Origin of the sequence: Streptomyces sp. ME19-01-6, assembly GCF_033793745.1 — a bacterium.
GTDB lineage: Bacteria > Actinomycetota > Actinomycetes > Streptomycetales > Streptomycetaceae > Streptomyces.
On the sequence record NZ_JARAXF010000053.1, the window covers coordinates 26,513 to 40,834 of the forward strand.

General features: G+C 68.8%; 18 protein-coding genes and 1 pseudogene. 6 read left to right on the forward strand and 13 right to left on the reverse strand.

Annotation, left to right across the window (positions count from 1 at the left end; genetic code table 11):
* Positions 1-7 precede the first annotated feature (7 nt).
* From PV419_RS50790 to PV419_RS50800, 3 genes are read right to left on the reverse strand one after another with little or no spacing between them, the layout of a single operon-like run.
* Positions 8-337: an MFS transporter gene (locus PV419_RS50790; protein ID WP_319700881.1), complete on the reverse strand. Its 330-nt coding sequence runs from the start codon at positions 335-337 to the stop codon at positions 8-10.
* Positions 334-474 (reverse strand): hypothetical protein, encoded by a 141-nt coding sequence (locus PV419_RS50795; RefSeq protein WP_319700882.1) that lies wholly within the window; start codon positions 472-474, stop codon positions 334-336. The genes PV419_RS50790 and PV419_RS50795 overlap by 4 nt, the downstream gene beginning before the upstream one ends.
* Complete coding sequence (locus PV419_RS50800) at positions 435-731, reverse strand: hypothetical protein (RefSeq protein ID WP_319700883.1); 297 nt, start codon at positions 729-731, stop codon at positions 435-437. Before PV419_RS50800 ends, PV419_RS50795 begins: the two co-directional genes overlap by 40 nt.
* Before the next feature lie 134 nt (positions 732-865).
* Here PV419_RS50800 and PV419_RS50805 point away from each other — a divergent pair, with 134 nt between their 5' ends.
* Together PV419_RS50805 and PV419_RS50810 are read left to right on the forward strand one after the other, a co-directional pair.
* Positions 866-1,348 carry a MarR family winged helix-turn-helix transcriptional regulator gene (locus PV419_RS50805; protein WP_319700884.1) on the forward strand — a complete coding sequence of 161 codons (483 nt, stop codon included), beginning with the start codon at positions 866-868 and terminating at the stop codon, positions 1,346-1,348.
* A gap of 11 nt (positions 1,349-1,359) precedes the next feature.
* Positions 1,360-2,289: a tetratricopeptide repeat protein gene (locus PV419_RS50810; RefSeq protein ID WP_319700885.1), complete on the forward strand. Its 930-nt coding sequence runs from the start codon at positions 1,360-1,362 to the stop codon at positions 2,287-2,289.
* 86 nt (positions 2,290-2,375) lie between these two features.
* On the opposite strand, the gene PV419_RS50815 is transcribed toward PV419_RS50810, so the two are convergent.
* From PV419_RS50815 to PV419_RS50830, 4 genes are all read right to left on the reverse strand, one after another.
* Entirely contained in the window at positions 2,376-3,560 is a 1,185-nt protein-coding gene (locus PV419_RS50815) for an NAD(P)/FAD-dependent oxidoreductase (protein ID WP_319700886.1), read from the reverse strand.
* A 101-nt stretch (positions 3,561-3,661) separates the two neighbouring features.
* Positions 3,662-4,606, reverse strand: a complete 945-nt coding sequence (locus PV419_RS50820; RefSeq protein WP_319700887.1) for an RNA polymerase sigma-70 factor — start codon at positions 4,604-4,606, stop codon at positions 3,662-3,664.
* Positions 4,607-4,685: 79 nt separating this feature from the next.
* Positions 4,686-4,994, reverse strand: coding sequence for a hypothetical protein (locus tag PV419_RS50825; protein WP_319700888.1), 309 nt, complete (start codon positions 4,992-4,994; stop codon positions 4,686-4,688).
* Positions 4,995-5,066: 72 nt separating this feature from the next.
* Positions 5,067-5,597, reverse strand: a complete 531-nt coding sequence (locus PV419_RS50830; RefSeq protein ID WP_319700889.1) for a hypothetical protein — start codon at positions 5,595-5,597, stop codon at positions 5,067-5,069.
* 171 nt (positions 5,598-5,768) lie between these two features.
* Between PV419_RS50830 and PV419_RS50835 the strand changes: the two genes are divergently transcribed.
* From PV419_RS50835 to PV419_RS50845, 3 genes are all read left to right on the forward strand, one after another.
* Positions 5,769-6,620: a DUF1963 domain-containing protein gene (locus PV419_RS50835; protein WP_319700890.1), complete on the forward strand. Its 852-nt coding sequence runs from the start codon at positions 5,769-5,771 to the stop codon at positions 6,618-6,620.
* 103 nt (positions 6,621-6,723) lie between these two features.
* Positions 6,724-7,356: a hypothetical protein gene (locus PV419_RS50840; RefSeq protein WP_319700891.1), complete on the forward strand. Its 633-nt coding sequence runs from the start codon at positions 6,724-6,726 to the stop codon at positions 7,354-7,356.
* Between the two features lie 327 nt (positions 7,357-7,683).
* On the forward strand, positions 7,684-9,177 hold the full coding sequence (locus PV419_RS50845) for an IMP dehydrogenase (RefSeq protein WP_319700892.1): 1,494 nt from the start codon (positions 7,684-7,686) through the stop codon (positions 9,175-9,177).
* 65 nt (positions 9,178-9,242) lie between these two features.
* Here the strand turns inward: PV419_RS50845 and PV419_RS50850 are convergent.
* From PV419_RS50850 to PV419_RS50875, 6 genes and pseudogenes are all read right to left on the reverse strand, one after another.
* A pseudogene (locus tag PV419_RS50850) lies at positions 9,243-9,446 on the reverse strand (ATP-binding protein); the annotation flags it as partial.
* 6 nt (positions 9,447-9,452) lie between these two features.
* Entirely contained in the window at positions 9,453-9,800 is a 348-nt protein-coding gene (locus tag PV419_RS50855) for a hypothetical protein (RefSeq protein WP_415925557.1), read from the reverse strand.
* 152 nt (positions 9,801-9,952) lie between these two features.
* Entirely contained in the window at positions 9,953-10,702 is a 750-nt protein-coding gene (locus PV419_RS50860; protein WP_319700893.1) for a class I SAM-dependent methyltransferase, read from the reverse strand.
* Positions 10,703-10,757: 55 nt separating this feature from the next.
* Positions 10,758-11,132, reverse strand: a complete 375-nt coding sequence (locus PV419_RS50865; RefSeq protein ID WP_319700894.1) for a transposase — start codon at positions 11,130-11,132, stop codon at positions 10,758-10,760.
* Positions 11,092-12,357 carry an ISL3 family transposase gene (locus PV419_RS50870; protein ID WP_319700895.1) on the reverse strand — a complete coding sequence of 422 codons (1,266 nt, stop codon included), beginning with the start codon at positions 12,355-12,357 and terminating at the stop codon, positions 11,092-11,094. The genes PV419_RS50865 and PV419_RS50870 overlap by 41 nt, the downstream gene beginning before the upstream one ends.
* 56 nt (positions 12,358-12,413) lie before the next feature.
* Positions 12,414-13,697, reverse strand: coding sequence for a transposase (locus PV419_RS50875; protein WP_319700896.1), 1,284 nt, complete (start codon positions 13,695-13,697; stop codon positions 12,414-12,416).
* Positions 13,698-13,720: 23 nt separating this feature from the next.
* Between PV419_RS50875 and tnpA the strand changes: the two genes are divergently transcribed.
* Positions 13,721-14,149, forward strand: a complete 429-nt coding sequence (tnpA, locus tag PV419_RS50880; protein ID WP_319700897.1) for an IS200/IS605 family transposase — start codon at positions 13,721-13,723, stop codon at positions 14,147-14,149.
* The last annotated feature ends 173 nt before the right edge of the window (positions 14,150-14,322 follow it).

The following is a 14,322-nucleotide window of genomic DNA, read 5'->3' on the forward strand; positions in this document are numbered from 1 at the left end:
GCGCTCCTCAGGAAGGTGAGGTGGTGGTGACGGAAGCGGGTGCGGGGCGGCTAAGGCGCAGGCCCGAGGCGGCGATCAGGGCACCCAGCAGGGAGAAGCCGCTCGCCGTCAGGAAGGCGATCCGGTAACCGGCGGACGGGGAGCCGCCGAGCGTCATCACCGCCGCCAGCACCGCCACACCGACCCCGGCGCCGATCTGGACGGCGGAGGTGACCAGTCCCGAGGCCAGTCCCTGCCGCTCGTCGGGCAGGCCGGCTACGGCGGCGATGTTGAGGCTCGGGAAGGACAGCCCGTTTCCGACGCCGTGGACGACCAGCGCGGGCAGCAAGGTCGTCACGTAGTCGCCGGTGTCCCCGCCCGCAGGAACAACAGGATGCCCGCGCCCTGGACCAGCAGCCCGGCCGCGGCCACCCGCCCCAGACCCCACCGGCTGATCAGCCTGCCGGCCAGGTTGGCGGTGACGACGATGGCCACGCCCATCGGGACGATCCCGAGCCCGGTGGCCGGCGCGGTGTAGTCGAGTTCGCGATACGGCCGCCGAGCAGCAGAAAGCCGCCGTAGGCGACCGCGTAGCCGGACATCAGACACTGCAGGGTGCTCTCCGGCAACGACAGATCACGCCCGATGGCGGGCAGGGCCACGCCCATCAACGACAGGTCCATCGAGTCCAGGAACACCGCGGCGCAGAGCAACACCAGGGCCACCTGTGGGCGGCCGTCTGTTCGGGTCACGATCCCTCTCCATCTGAGTCCAAACAATTGGTGGACAGACGATTGGACCGTATGGCCGCCAATCATCTGCTGTCAAACAATCTTTGGTCAGATCGATCTGCGATAGACTGACGGCTCACGGGAGAAGGAGAGCGATGGCGACGACGAACAGAGCGACCGACCGCGCCCGACCGGCATACTTCGCGCAGCTCGCCGCCGAGCGGCTGGACATCGCGCTGTGCCGGGCCTCGGCCACCGTGGCCCGGGCCGCCGACGCGCACGCCACCAAGGAAGGGCTCGGGGTCGGGCAACACCTCGTGCTCCAGATGCTCGACGCCGTCGGCCCCTGCTCCCAGCAGGCGCTCAGCGAGGAACTGCGGATCGACCGCAGCGTCATGGTCAGCGTCTGCGACGACCTGGAGCAGTCGGGCCACATCCGCAGGGAGCGCAACCCCCACGACCGGCGCTCCTACGCCGTCACCATCACCGACTCGGGCCGCCGAAGGCTCGCCACGGCCCAGGCCTCGATCCCCGCCTTCCTTGAGGACACCTTCCACGTCCTCACCCGCGACGAGCGCGGCCAACTGAGCGCGATCCTCGGCAAACTCCTCCGGTCGGGGGACAGCGGGGAGCAGTAACGTGCCGGTCCATGACGGACGATGACGCGACGAACACTGTGCTGATCAAGGCCAGTTCACTGCTCCGCGAAAGCAGCGAGCGGCTGACAGACGGCGCCGCGACGGACGCGGTCCCGCGCCTGCTCGCGGAGGCGACCCGCTGCTACGACGCCGTCGCGCGGAAGCTGAGCCCCGAGGACGCGGAGACCGCCGCCACCGTCGCCGTGGGACGCTCGACGATCGCGGCGCTGGCCCTGCAACGCTGCGCCCTCGACGAGCTGGACTGCGACTGGTCATGGACGGACGGGGACGACGGGCCGTACCTGGGCGACATGGAGGAGTACGACGAGGACGGCCTCAGCGAGCCGCTGCTCGCGCGGGCTGTCGAGGCGGCCCGCGCTGCCCTGGACGCCGACCCCGGCGACCCTCTCGTGCCCCTTCACCTGGGCCACGCCCTGTGCTGGTCCGGCGAGCGCGATGGTGCGGTCGCCGCGTACACAGAGGCGCTGCGGCGCGACCCGGGAGACCATGTCGCGCGCGACAGCCTCGCCGAACTCGGCGAAGAGGTGCCCGAGGAAGACGACTTCGACGGCACCGAGTCCCCCGACCGCTACGCGTTCGCCCTGGTCCGCGAAGAGGCCCGGATCAGCAACTCGGAGTGGGCCTCGATCGCGTGCGTTTTCGGCTCCGTCGCCACCGCGCAGCGCGACGCCGACGAGATCCTCAAGTCCTGTGACAACGGGGACTTCACCCCTGAAGACCTGCCGACCACGCTGAAGCTGACCCTGGAGATCCACCGACCGGGACAGCCCATCACCCGTTTTCCGGTCGAGCCCCTGGACGCGTCGTTCCTCATCGACTGGTCGGGGCTTCCTGAGGGCGAGCCCTTGGACCCGCCCCTGCCGCCCGGCCGGCCGGTCCGGATCGACGGTGAGACCTGTTTCCACGGCGGCCTTCGGTAGCCGGGAGGGGATAGAGGGCCGGCGCGGCGGGCCACCCGGCCCCGGACCACGCCGGCCTCGCGCGGCGATCATCGTGACGCGCTCCTTCAGACGGCCAATTCCGCCTGGACCCGCTCCCGCACGACGCGGCGGCGCCGGCTCGGCATCCCGAGCGTCGGGTTGGCGACGCTCCAGGCCGCGCCTTTGCAGATCAGCTCCTTGTAGACGGCGGCGAACCGTCCGGTCAGGGCCGCCCGGACGGCGCGGTCGTCGGCGGTGACGTACTGGATCAGGCCCTCCTTGCGGCCCAGCGAGATGCACTGGTTGAAGTAGCGGATCGGCACGTTCGGGAGCTTCCCGCCGGTCAGGCGCGCCGCGATGGCGTCGGCGGCCTGCCACGCGGTGGGGGTGCCCGAGGCGCACGACATCCGCAGCGGCTTGTCGCCGGGGCCCATCACCATGGCCGCGTCGCCGATGGCGTACACGTCCGGGTGCGAGACCGAGCGCATGGTCCCGTCGACCACGGTCTGGCCCGTGCCGGTCACCTCCAGGGTGGTGGCCTGTGCGATCGGGTGGACCGCGAACCCGGTGGTCCACACGGTGACCGCGGCCGGGATGGCCCTGCCGTCGGCGGTGACGACGCGGTCGGCCTCGACGCCGGTGACGGCGGCGTGCTCGTGCACGGTGATGCCGAGCTTGGCGCAGACCTTCCGCAGGTGCTCGCGTCCCTTGGGCGAGAGCCAGTCGCCGAGGCCGCCGCGGGCGGCGAGGACGACGTCGAGGTCCGGGCGGGCCTCGGCGATCTCGGTCGCGGCCTCCAGACCGGTGAGGCCGCCGCCGACCACGACCACGGGCTGTCCGGCGTCCAGGCGGGCCAGGCGCTCGCGCAGCCGGAGCGCTCCGGGGCGGCTGGCGATCTCGTCGGCGTGCTCGGCGGTGCCGGGGACACCCTGGTTGTTCCAGCCGCTGCCGAGGGCGTACACGAGGGTGTCGTACGCCAGCTCCTCGGCGCCGTTCGCGTCGACGACGGCGACGGTCTTGCGGTCGACGTCGACGCCGGTGACCTTCGCGAGCTTCAGTTCGACGCCAGTGCCCGCGAACATCTCGCTGAAGGGCCGGAGCTTGAGGTCCTGGCCGACCGCCAGCTGGTGCATCCGGACGCGCTCGACGAAGTCGGGCTCGGCGTTGACGAGGGTGATGGCGACGTCCTCGCGGCTCAGCCGCTTGGCGAGGCGCCCGGCGGCGATGGCTCCGGTGTATCCGGCTCCGAGGACCATGATGCGGTGCTGCATGTCCTTGCTCCTGTCTGTTCCTGTCTTCAGCGAGTCGCCCCTTGAACCGGGCAGCCCGCTGTTTCCTGACAGGAATGCGATGTGAAGCACCTCACACCGGATCAGAAGGCGTAGAGCAGGGGCTCCCCGTGGTCGACGGCCGCCCACCGCTCGGTCACGCGTTCGAGCTTGTCGGGGTTGACCTGGTTACGGAACGCGGCGATGCCCTCGGCCGTGACCTCCAGGCACATGACGCCGACGACCCGGCCCTCGACGACCGCCACGACGGCGGGATCGCCGTTGGCGATCGTGGCGTAGATCTCGGCCGAGCCGCCGATGACGGCGCGCTTGGCCTTGCCGGGCTTGAACAGGCCCCACATGAACTTCGCGACCGCGACAGCGCCCTCGAACGCCTTCGCGCGGGCCGGGACCTTCCCGCCACCGTCGCCGATCGAGATGGCGTCCTGGGTGAGCAGCCGCACGAGCGGCTCCGTCCGGCCGCTGGTCGCGGCCGCGAGGAACTCCTCGACGATCCGCCGGGCGGCGGCCTCGTCGATCTCGGTTCGCGCCTGGCCGTCCGCGACGTGCTTCTTGGCGCGGTGGAAGATCTGCTGACTGGATGCCTCGGTGATGTCGAGGATCTCGGCGATCTCCCGGTGGGGGTAGTCGAAGGCCTCCCGCAGCACGTACACCGCCCGCTCGTTGGGGGAGAGCCGCTCCATGAGGGTGAGGACCGCGAACGAAACCGATTCGCGCTGCTCGGCGGTGTCGGCCGGGCCGAGCATCGTGTCCCCGGCGAGCAGCGGCTCGGGGAGCCACTCGCCCACATAGGTCTCGCGCCGCGCCCGGGCCGAAGTGAGCTGATTGAGGCACAGGTTGGTGAGGACCTTCGTCAGCCAGGCCTCGGGGACCTCGACGCGGTCGACATCGGCGGCCTGCCAGCGCAGGAACGTCTCCTGCACGGCGTCCTCCGCCTCGCTCGCGGAGCCGAGGAGGCGGTAGGCGATGGCCTCCAGACGGGGCCTGGAGGCCTCGAACCGGTCCACGTCGTTCATGCTCAAGGGCATGGGCCGATCCTACTAGCGGCCCACAGCGGCCGACGGCAGCGGCCACTCGCCGGGCTTGCTCAGGCCAACCTCTCGACGGTCAGCGTCGGTCCTCGACCGTCCATTCATCGCCCAACTCACGGCGCAGGGCATCCAACGCCGCGTCCGACCGCTGTCGGAACAGGTCCCATTCCTCTGGGGGCCACGGAGACGGGTCCGGTGGGTAGTCCCAGTCGATGGATGACTGGTACCACTCACTCAGCCTCGCCAATTCGGCTTGGGTGGCCGGGCTGATCGGCAGTCGTTCCAGCTCGCAGGGGAAGCCGTACGGACTGTCGAGGTCGTCCGGCCACAGCGGCGTGTCCGAGACGCCGGCTTCGAAGAAGAAGCGCAGGTGGTGGGGCGGCATAGGGCACCCTCTCACGGCGGCGCGTCCGCCCGCGCGCAGCGCGTGCGCGCCGGGCCCGGGCCCGGCGCGCGTTCAGCCGGTGAGGCCGCTTCCGTCGTCCACGAGATCCTTCAGCTCGTCGAGTTGCCGCTGGAGGTCCTCCATGTCAGGCGTCCCCGTGATCGTCGGGTCGGGGACGGTGAGGTCGCTCCGCTTGACGAAGGTGTCGGTGACGCCGCTGGTCCAGGAGATCGAGAGTTTGTCGGCGGACTGGTTGACCCGCAGCGTGCCGCGGGCCCGTTCGGTCCCGCAGGGGAAGGAGATGGTCACTTCCTGACCGAAGGTGACCTTGCCGTCGCACTCGTTCACCGTCGGCATCAGGGCTTCGCCATGCCGGATCCCGAGGGGGGCGAGGTTCGCGCCGCCGTCCGGGAACCAGGTGAAGTCCAGCTCCGACGAGGACGGGTTGCGGGAGGTCCCGTCGTCGCCGCTCGCGGGTTGGCTGATCACCTCCGACGCCGACGGGGCCGACGGGTTGGACTGGCTGTCCGAGGAGCTTCCGCAGGCGGTCAGCAGGGCCACCCCCGCCGACAGCACACTCGCGATGATCAGTTGCCTGCGCACCAAAACCTCCGTGACCGGAATGGGTTCGGGGACCACGGCGGTCCCGGTGTTCCCCCGTTTTTTGCTTCCGACATGAACGTATCCGCGGTAACCCCGGTATCCGCCGCCACGGGGCGTCCGGGACAGTCCGGGACTGTCCGAGCTGTCGGAAGCGGGTGCTTGAATGCGGCCATGGATGATCCAGAGAGCACACGGGCCGCCCTGCATGACTTCTGTGCCGAGCGTCTCGGCCCGGAACTAGCCGTGCAGTTCGTTGACTTGGCCCGGCCCGGCTTCGCACTCACCGAGGCCGAAAACCCGGGGGACGCCGCCGGGCTCAGTCGGTTCGGGGGCAGGGCAATGCTCGAACCGGGTACGCCGTGGCCGACCTGTGACGGCTTTCCGCTGAGTCTGCTCGCCGTCCTCGATACCGCCCCCTTGGCCCCGTGGCTCGGTGATCTCCTCCCTGCTTCCGGGGCGGGCCTGCTCAACTTCTTCTACCTCGACGCCGAATCGGAGCAGTGCGACCCGGCGTCCTACGATCTGATGCAGAAATACGGTCCCTACGAGACGCAGGTGAGCAGGGTGATCCCGGCCCGTCACCCGCATGCCGTCGAGACGGACCCACCCGCCCGTTCGAGCCTCTTCGAGCCCGTCCCGTGGGCAGCCTCGCCCGGGTTCGCCTTCCCCGACAGCTTCGACTGGCCGGCCTGGCGGGCCCTCGAACTTGGACCCGACGTCGACGACATGCACCGGGCCATGCCCGATGTGTATGTGCAGGAATTGCTCACCGACTGGTCACAGCGGCCGGGCGCACTCGATACCGCGGGCCTCGCGTTCGGCCGTCCGCAGGTCACCACCAGCAACTCGCCGATGCTGCCGCGCGGCGAAGACCCGAACCTGTACCAACACCTGCTGCAGCTGTCCGGGGAGAACGAGTGGTACATCGGCGGCGAGGGCGGCTGGATGCACTGGTCGATCCCCACCGACGCGCTACGGGCCGGCGACTTCAGCCGGGCGATCCCGACCCCGGCTCTCTGGTGACCTGAGGGGTGTCCCGGGCTGTCCGGGACACCCCAGGACCTGGCGGGGGCCACCGCGCCGCATCAGCATCTTTCCAGGGTCGCAAGGCGGCAGATGGAGGGGAATGGTGCTGGCGGACGAGTACGGATATCAGGTGCCCCGTGGAACGGCGGCGACCTATCCGGGGGTTTACGAACAGCTGCGGCGCGGCAGGGACATAGCCCGCGCTTTCCTGCTGTTCGCCGTGGCGATGGTGCCGGCGGCCGTCGGCTCCGTGAAGTGGCTGGTGCCGGTCTCACTGGACGCGGGCGTGGTCGTGGCCGGTCTGGCGGGGACCTTGGCGTTCTTCTCCGGTCTTGGCGGTGCGGTCGGTCTCGCCGTGACCGCGCCGAAGCTCGACCTCGCCCGTCGCCACCCGTTCCAGGCGTGGCCCTGCCAGCTGGAGCAGACGAAGGACCGCCGGCGCCTGATCCTGCTGCTCGCGCCCGACGGCGCCGCCGGTGTCCGGCGGGGACCGTCCGCGGGCGGTGGAGGACGAGCTGCTGCGTACGGCGACGCAGGAGGCCTTCCGCGCCTGGATGCAGTGATGTACGGCGGTGCGGTGGCTTCGTCGATCACTAGGAACAGCGTTTGTCGACTGCTTCCGGGAGCAGTCGGTGATCAGCCGAGGCGCGAATGTCGATGCCGAATGACGGCACCGGACAGGGGCACGCGGCGCTCGCAGCTGATCTCCCCAGTCCGATCCTCGCCGACGTGACCGGGATGCAGCGCCACACGGCACTTCGCTGGTTCGACTACGCCGGAGGCGGCTGGGCCGAGTACCTCGCGGCCCCGGCCGAGGGCCTGAAGTAGCCACCCGGGGGTGGCGGCTGTCGGTGACGGCACGATTGGTTCAGCGGCTGAGTAAACCGATAGAGTGGCAGGTCACGACCGCCCCCCGTTCGATCCACGGGCCGGTCAGGGCTCTGCCGCAGTTGGGGCACCACCACGGCTGCCGTGCCGGTCTCTGCCTGCCCGGGCACCGGGTAGGGGGCGATCCTCACGGCGGGGCAGTCGGGCCCGGCCTACGGGTCAGGAGGAACGAGTGGCACAGATCATCGCCGAAGTCTCACGGACGTTCAACGAGTTTCTGCTCTTGCCGAACCGAACTCGGACCGACTGCTCTGCCGAGACGGTCGACTTGCGCACGCCACTGGTGCGGCACATCGCGGGCGAGGCATCGGCGATCGAGCTTCAGTCCCCGTTCACGTCCGCGATCATGCAGGCCGTCAGCACAACCGACCTCGCGATCGCGCTCGCGCGCAACGGTGGTTTCAGTTTCCTGCACCACAACCAGCCGATCCAGGACCAGGCAGCAGCCGTTCGCAAGGTGAAGAATTTCAAGGCCGGGTTCGTCACCAGCGACACCAACGTCCGCCCCGACGACAGCCTGAGCCTCCTGGTCGATGTGATGCGCCGCACCGGTCACAGCACCGCTGCAGTCACCCATGACGGAACCGCCACCGGCCGCCTGCTCGGCCTGGTGACCTCCCGGGACTTCCACCCCCAGCGTCATGATCTGGATGGACCGGTCAGTGGCCGGATGACCGCTATCGCCGACCTGGCCCATGCCGGACCCGAGAGCACCCTTTCCGAAGCCAATGCCCGGCTGTGGGACGAACGGCTGGACTGCCTCCCGGTGCTGGATGCTGAGGGTCACCTGCAGCAACTGGTATTCCGTTCCGACTACGCGGACAACAAGCGCTTCCCGAACCAGGTCGTGGACGCTGCCAAGCGTCTGCGTGTGGGGGCGGGTATCAACACCCACGACTATCAAGAGCGCGTCCCGGCCCTGCTGGAGGCAGGCGTGGACGCGTTGTGCTTCGACTCGTCCGACGGCTACAGCGACTGGCAGGCGCAGGCTCTGTCCTGGGTGAAGAAGCACTACCCGGAGATCCCGGTCGGCGGCGGCAACGTGGTTGACGGGGAGGCGTTCACCTTTCTCGCCGAGGCGGGAGCGGACTTCGTCAAGGTCGGCGTGGGTGGCGGCTCCATCTGCATCACTCGGGACCAGAAGGGCATTGGCCGCGGCCAGGCCAGCGCTGTGCTGGACGTCGCGGCGGCCCGAGATGCCTTCCTGGAACGTACCGGCGAATACGTGCCGATCTGCTCCGATGGTGGGCTGGTGCACGACTACCACGTGGCCCTGGCGCTGGCGATGGGGGCCGACTTCGTCATGATGGGGCGATACTTCGCACGTTTCGACCAGGCCGCCGGCGCGAAGCTGCCCACCCGTGACGGCTTCGTGAAGGAGTACTGGGGGGAGGGCTCGAACCGGGCCCGCAACTGGCAGCGCTACGGCCAGGGAGGCCAAGGGCTGGTCTTCGAGGAAGGCGTGGACGGCTACGTCCCCTACGCGGGCGACCTCAACGAAGGGCTCGCCCTGACCATTGCCAAGCTCAAGACCACGATGGTCTCCTGCGGCTCCACTACGCTGCCGGAGTTCCAGTCCACAGCTCGGCTGACCCTCGTTTCAGACCAAAGCTTCCAGGAGAGCCACGCCAACGTCACCCTGCGGGACACCCCGACGACGGTCTGACCCTGCTGCGTTCTGCCGCAGTGTCTGACGACTCAGCTAACGACCGGTGACCTGCCGCCGTCGGATCACCCTGCTTTGGCCGGGTTCTCGGCTCGGGCTCGGGTGCTGGCGAGGCGGTAGGAGTCTGCGCCGGTCTCAATGATGGTGCCGTTGAAGGTGAGGCGGTCGACGATGGCCGCGCAGAGGCGGGGGTCGGTGAAGGTCTTGGTCCAGCCGCCAAAGGACTCGTTGGAGGCGATGGCGACGCTGTTTTGTGTAGCGGACTCGGTAGCCCTTCATAGCGGCTTCGGTGCCGAGGGCGATGAGGCCTCCAGCGGCGCCTTGCCGGACTCGACCAGGATCTCGGGCCTCCGACTGGCGACGTCGTAGCGCACCACTCCGTAGGAGACGTCCGCCCCGTGCTCGTCGACCAGCCGGTGGAAGATCCGGGTGACCGTGTGGCGCTGCTTGCGGGGCGCGTCCAGGTCCGCCCGCAGGATCCCGTCGATCACCGCCTGGTACGGGTCCAGCGTGGTGGCTCGGGGTGGCAGTTTCTTGCGGGGCTCCGGCCATGACGAGTCCAACGCCTTCCGTACCATCCGCCAGGTCACGCCATTCTTGCGCTCAAGCTCCCGCATCGACATGCCGCAACCCGAACTCGTCAACATCACCCGACCGTGGTTCTGGGCGCCTCCCAAACCCGTCGACAAGTGACGTCACTACTGGGTTCTGGCACAGACCTCGGGGAGCGGTCGCGGAGTGTGCTCCGGGACCTTCTCAAAATGAGGCGAGGCGGTCAGGTGGCTCGGAGTCGGAAGTGCCGCAGGTCGGTGATACCGGCAGGGGCTGGCTTCCCGTCCGAATCGGTGACCGCGGTCACGGCCAGGCCGACGGTCGTGGCCAGCTTCTCGAACTGCTCCCGGGTGTACCAGTGCATGATCCACGAGCGCTCTTCGATGGTGCTGTCGGAGCCATGGTGCCGTTCGTAGCGTAGAAGTGTCGTCTGTGTCCGGGCTGTCTCGTCGCGTTGTTCTGCGACGACGGACACCCGGAGCTCGGCGCCGTCGAGTGCGGCGGCCGTGCGCACCCGGCCGATCTGTTCGGCTGGAGTTGGCGCGGGGGTGAACAGGGGCACCAGGGCGGTGCCGCCCTCAGCCAGGTGAGCGCGGATGCCGTGCAGGGCGGCGAGCGCCGTGGCGTCGTCGGGGAGCAGGGTAAAGGTCGGCCCGGCGAGAAAGATCGTCCGGTAGCGACGGGGCAGGTTCAAAGCCTCCATACGCTGGTGGAACACGGTGGCATGGATGCCTTGTTCGTCTGCCCGGCGCCGGAGGCGCTCCAGCATGTCCGCGGAGGAGTCGACGCCGTCGACGTCCAGGCCGCGTCGGCGCAGTTCAAGTAGAGGATCACCGTCTCCGCATCCCAGTTCCAGCGCCGGCGCCCCGGCTTGCTGAATGAAGGCTGCGTAGGGCTCGGGGTCCTGGGAGAAGGACTTCAGAGGTTCGTAGAGCTCTGCGACGATGCCGGTGTAGAAGTCAGCTGGTTCCACGCTCGTCAGCCTACGCAGCCCTTCCCGTACCTTCACCCGAATATCGAGGGGCAGGTCACTGCAGCAAGATCATTTTTGCGGAGCAGTTCGAATCCCGCTCGCCCACAGAGTCGCCTTTGACCTTTTTGATGCGATTCACGGCCCCTTCGGTGCCGCCGGAGCTCCAGTGCAGGGTCAGTCCGGCTGTGACGGCGTCGAGGTCCCGGAGCAGATGGAGTGCGAAGCCGGTGAGGCCAGGCAACTGACTGGCGTCAACGGCGTCGATCCAGGCAGGGAGCGTGAAGCCAAGGCGGTTGGCCATCATCTCGCCGAAGTGGCGGACATGCGCTGCGGCGGCGTCCAGCTCGGGGCAGCGGGCCAGAACGCCCTTGAGCGTGGCGAGGTCTTCCTCACTCAGGGCCGCAGGGTGGCGGGTGAGCCAGCCGGTCACCTGCCGTACCGTCGGCGGCGGAGGCGGCGCCTGCGGCGGGGCGGCGCGCAGGGTGGCGATGTAGGCACGGACCATCTGGTAGGTGACCGGGGCGTTCTCGTCGAGCAGTTCGCGGTGCAGGCGGGTGACGCTCGTGCCTCCTTCGGTGAACCGCCGTTCCAGGTAAGGCTTGTAAGGATCTAGCCTGCTGGGTCGGGGCCGGTTGTCGCGGAGGGTGTCCTGCCAGTGCGCTGCGCGCGTAGCGCAGCACGGTGTTGAGCCCCCAGCCCAGGTGGCGGGCGATCGCCCGGCGCGAGTGGCCCTGCGCGAGCAGCTCGTGGACGATGGCGTGGGCGGTCTTCTTCCGCTCGGCCCGTCGGCCGCCAGGGTCCGGAACGGCAAGCCCCGAGCCGTCCGGCGGCGTGTCGACGCTTGTCGGCTTGGTCGGCGGGGCTTGTAAGCACTCGCGGCGGGCGGCGACGCAAATCTCCACGGCCCGGCCGAGTCCCTGCCACAGGTGGAACCGGTCGGCGACCTGGAGGGCATCTGGGGCGCCGAGCCGGGCGCCCTCGGCGTAGGCGCCCGCCCGGTCCCTGCAGATGATCTCCACGCCGGGGTGGGTGGTCAGCCATGCGGCCAGCGGCCGCGCTTCGCGTGTCGGGAGCACATCGACCACTCGATGGGTTTCTCCGCAGGTCAGGACGGTGGAGTAGGTCTGTCCCCGGCGGATCGCGAAGTCGTCCACGCCCAGCACGCGCGGCGTGCTGAACAGCGGGTCCGGCAGTGCCATGACCCTACGCAGCAAGGTCATCCGCCCCGCTCCAAAGCCCAGCTGAGCCGCCAGGCGGGCGCCTGCTCGGCCGGCGATCGCGAGCCCGATACGTTCCAGAACGTGGTTCAGCCGCGTGGTGAAGCGCGCGTACGGAGTGGTCAGCCGAGCGAACGGCTCAGCGAACGTACGGCGCGGGCAGTCACCTGCACCGCAGATGAACCGCCGGACCCTCAGCCGAATCACGACGCTCTGCCCGCCGAGCGGAAGATCCCTCAGCCTGCGCCGGCAGGAGTCGTGCACCCGCCTCGAGAAACAACCGCAGTCAGGACGGACGGCCCCGGTCGCCCTGCCCCGCGCCACCACGTCGACCGTGCCGAAAGCGGCGGTGACCGTCTCGACGTCCACGTCGTCGATCCCGCCGAACACGAGAGAGTCCCAAAATACTGCGTCGGCCTGCATGACCAGTACCGTCACCAGCCACAGCGGACCACATTGAAGTGCTCTCCCGGATGAATCCGGGAGATTCCTGCCTACCTTGCGGTGGCGGGTTTGACGCGGCGTGCGCGCCTGACGACTGCCCTCCCGGCAGCCGGGATGAGCGCGAGGCCCATCCGGTACAGGTGCAAGATGTTCCGGGCTCCGTTGTGGTCGGCGTTGCCCACCCAGCCGCAGTCGGGGTTCTTGCACACGAACACGGCCTGGGACTCCCGGCTGCCCGGCGTGGTGACCCCGCACATCGAGCAGCGCCGGGAAGTGCCGGGGGCGGGAACCTTGTGCAGGGTGCCGCCCTGGCGGGCGGTCTTGTACGTCAGCATCGCGATGGCCCGGCCCCATGCCTCGCCGCTGATGGCGCGGTTGAGGCCGGACTTCTGGGCGATGTTCTTCCCCGGCATCTCCACGGTGCCCTTGGCGCTCTTGACCATGTTCGTGATGTTCAGGTCTTCCACCACGACCACGCTGTACTTCGCGGCGATGGCGGTGGTGGCCTTGTGCTGCCAGTCCAGGTGTCTGCGCTTGGCTCTCGCGCGGATCCCTGCGATCTGGTCATAGGTGGTCCGCAGGCGGTGGGAGGTGCGCTCTCCTGGTTTGCGGAGGCTCTTGCGGTGTGCGGCCCGCTGCTCCAGCCGGAGCAGCTTTGCCTGTTCCTTCCCGGTCAGCCATGGGTGGTGGTCGTATGTTGTGCCGTCGGAGAGGGCGAGTGGCACGGTGACGCCCACGTCGATGCCGGCTTCGGGGCCGGTGTGCGGCTCGGGTTCGGGTTCGAGGGTCTGGATGCGGAAGGCTATGTGCCAGCCGAGCGCGTCCTTGACCAGCCGGGCCCCGGTGATCCGGTTCTGGGCATTGGCGTGTTTTCCTACGGGGAGGTCTTTGGTCCAGCGGAACCGGACCCGCCCGATCTTGGGGATGTTGACCATGCCCCAGCGGCGGTGCACCCGGGTGATGCACAGGTCCCGGCCCTGGGGGATGTCCACGGACATCACCGTGCGGAAGCGGGCTTTGAAGCCGGGGGCGCCCGCGCGGCCTTCCCAGCAGTTCCTCCACGCCTGGAAGTACGTCTTGAGCACAGCCTGCGCGGCCTGAGCGGGCAGATGGGCGAGCCAGTCGATCTCCTTGCGTGCCTGGCGGATCGCCGCGTCCGCCGCCGCGAGGGAACGCCTGTCCCTGGGCAGCATCGTCCACCAGTCGTGCAGCAGGTTCCACATCGTGCGGGCCGCGTGCGCCTGACCATCCATGAGCAGCACCTGCGCAGGCGTCAGCGCCAGCCGGGCACGATGCCCGAACTGCCGCCCTCCGCATGCACGTTGCGTGGTCATACGACTACGCTAGCATTCGGTTCATGTCGCCACGCTGGAATCCGAATCCTGATGTACGCACCGGGCGTCACGTCGTCTACAACCTGCACGTCCATTTGGTCTTTGTCACCAAGTACCGGCGGCGGGCATTCACCAGCGACATGCTGACCAGGTGCGCGGAGATCATGGGCGAGGTGTGCGAGGACTTCGAAGCGGAGCTGAAGCAGTTCAACGGCGAGGAAGATCACGTACACCTCCTCGTGCACTACCCACCCAAGGTCCAGCTCTCCAAGCTGGTCAACTCACTCAAAGGCGTCTCCTCCCGTTACCTGCGCAAGGAGTACGACACTCACGTACGCCGCTACCTGTGGGGCGGACACTTCTGGTCCGGCTCCTACTTCGCCGGATCATGCGGCGGCGCCCCACTGACCGTCGTACGCCAGTACATCGAGAACCAGCAGCGCCCCGTGTAGCCGACCGAGGCCCCCACTGCGGACCCGTGCTCACATACGGGTCAGAACAATTTCGGGATGCGCTTCACCACCGCCCTGAAGGACTCTGCTGAGGAATACGTGATTCGAGCAGGGCTGGGTCGTTGGTCCCCCATGGTTGTTGTGGTCGTGGGCGGGAGGGCCGAGAGATGTCG

Bases quoted from the DNA above. Each gene is read 5' to 3' on its own strand.
- PV419_RS50805 (WP_319700884.1), top strand. From the start codon at position 866: ATGGCGACGACGAACAGAGCGACCGACCGCGCCCGACCGGCATACTTC.
- PV419_RS50810 (WP_319700885.1), top strand. From the start codon at position 1,360: ATGACGGACGATGACGCGACGAACACTGTGCTGATCAAGGCCAGTTCA.
- PV419_RS50815 (WP_319700886.1), bottom strand. From the start codon at position 3,560: ATGCAGCACCGCATCATGGTCCTCGGAGCCGGATACACCGGAGCCATC.
- PV419_RS50820 (WP_319700887.1), bottom strand. From the start codon at position 4,606: ATGCCCTTGAGCATGAACGACGTGGACCGGTTCGAGGCCTCCAGGCCC.
- PV419_RS50825 (WP_319700888.1), bottom strand. From the start codon at position 4,994: ATGCCGCCCCACCACCTGCGCTTCTTCTTCGAAGCCGGCGTCTCGGAC.
- PV419_RS50835 (WP_319700890.1), top strand. From the start codon at position 5,769: ATGGATGATCCAGAGAGCACACGGGCCGCCCTGCATGACTTCTGTGCC.
- PV419_RS50840 (WP_319700891.1), top strand. From the start codon at position 6,724: ATGGTGCTGGCGGACGAGTACGGATATCAGGTGCCCCGTGGAACGGCG.
- PV419_RS50855 (WP_415925557.1), bottom strand. From the start codon at position 9,800: ATGTCGATGCGGGAGCTTGAGCGCAAGAATGGCGTGACCTGGCGGATG.
- PV419_RS50875 (WP_319700896.1), bottom strand. From the start codon at position 13,697: ATGACCACGCAACGTGCATGCGGAGGGCGGCAGTTCGGGCATCGTGCC.
- tnpA (WP_319700897.1), top strand. From the start codon at position 13,721: ATGTCGCCACGCTGGAATCCGAATCCTGATGTACGCACCGGGCGTCAC.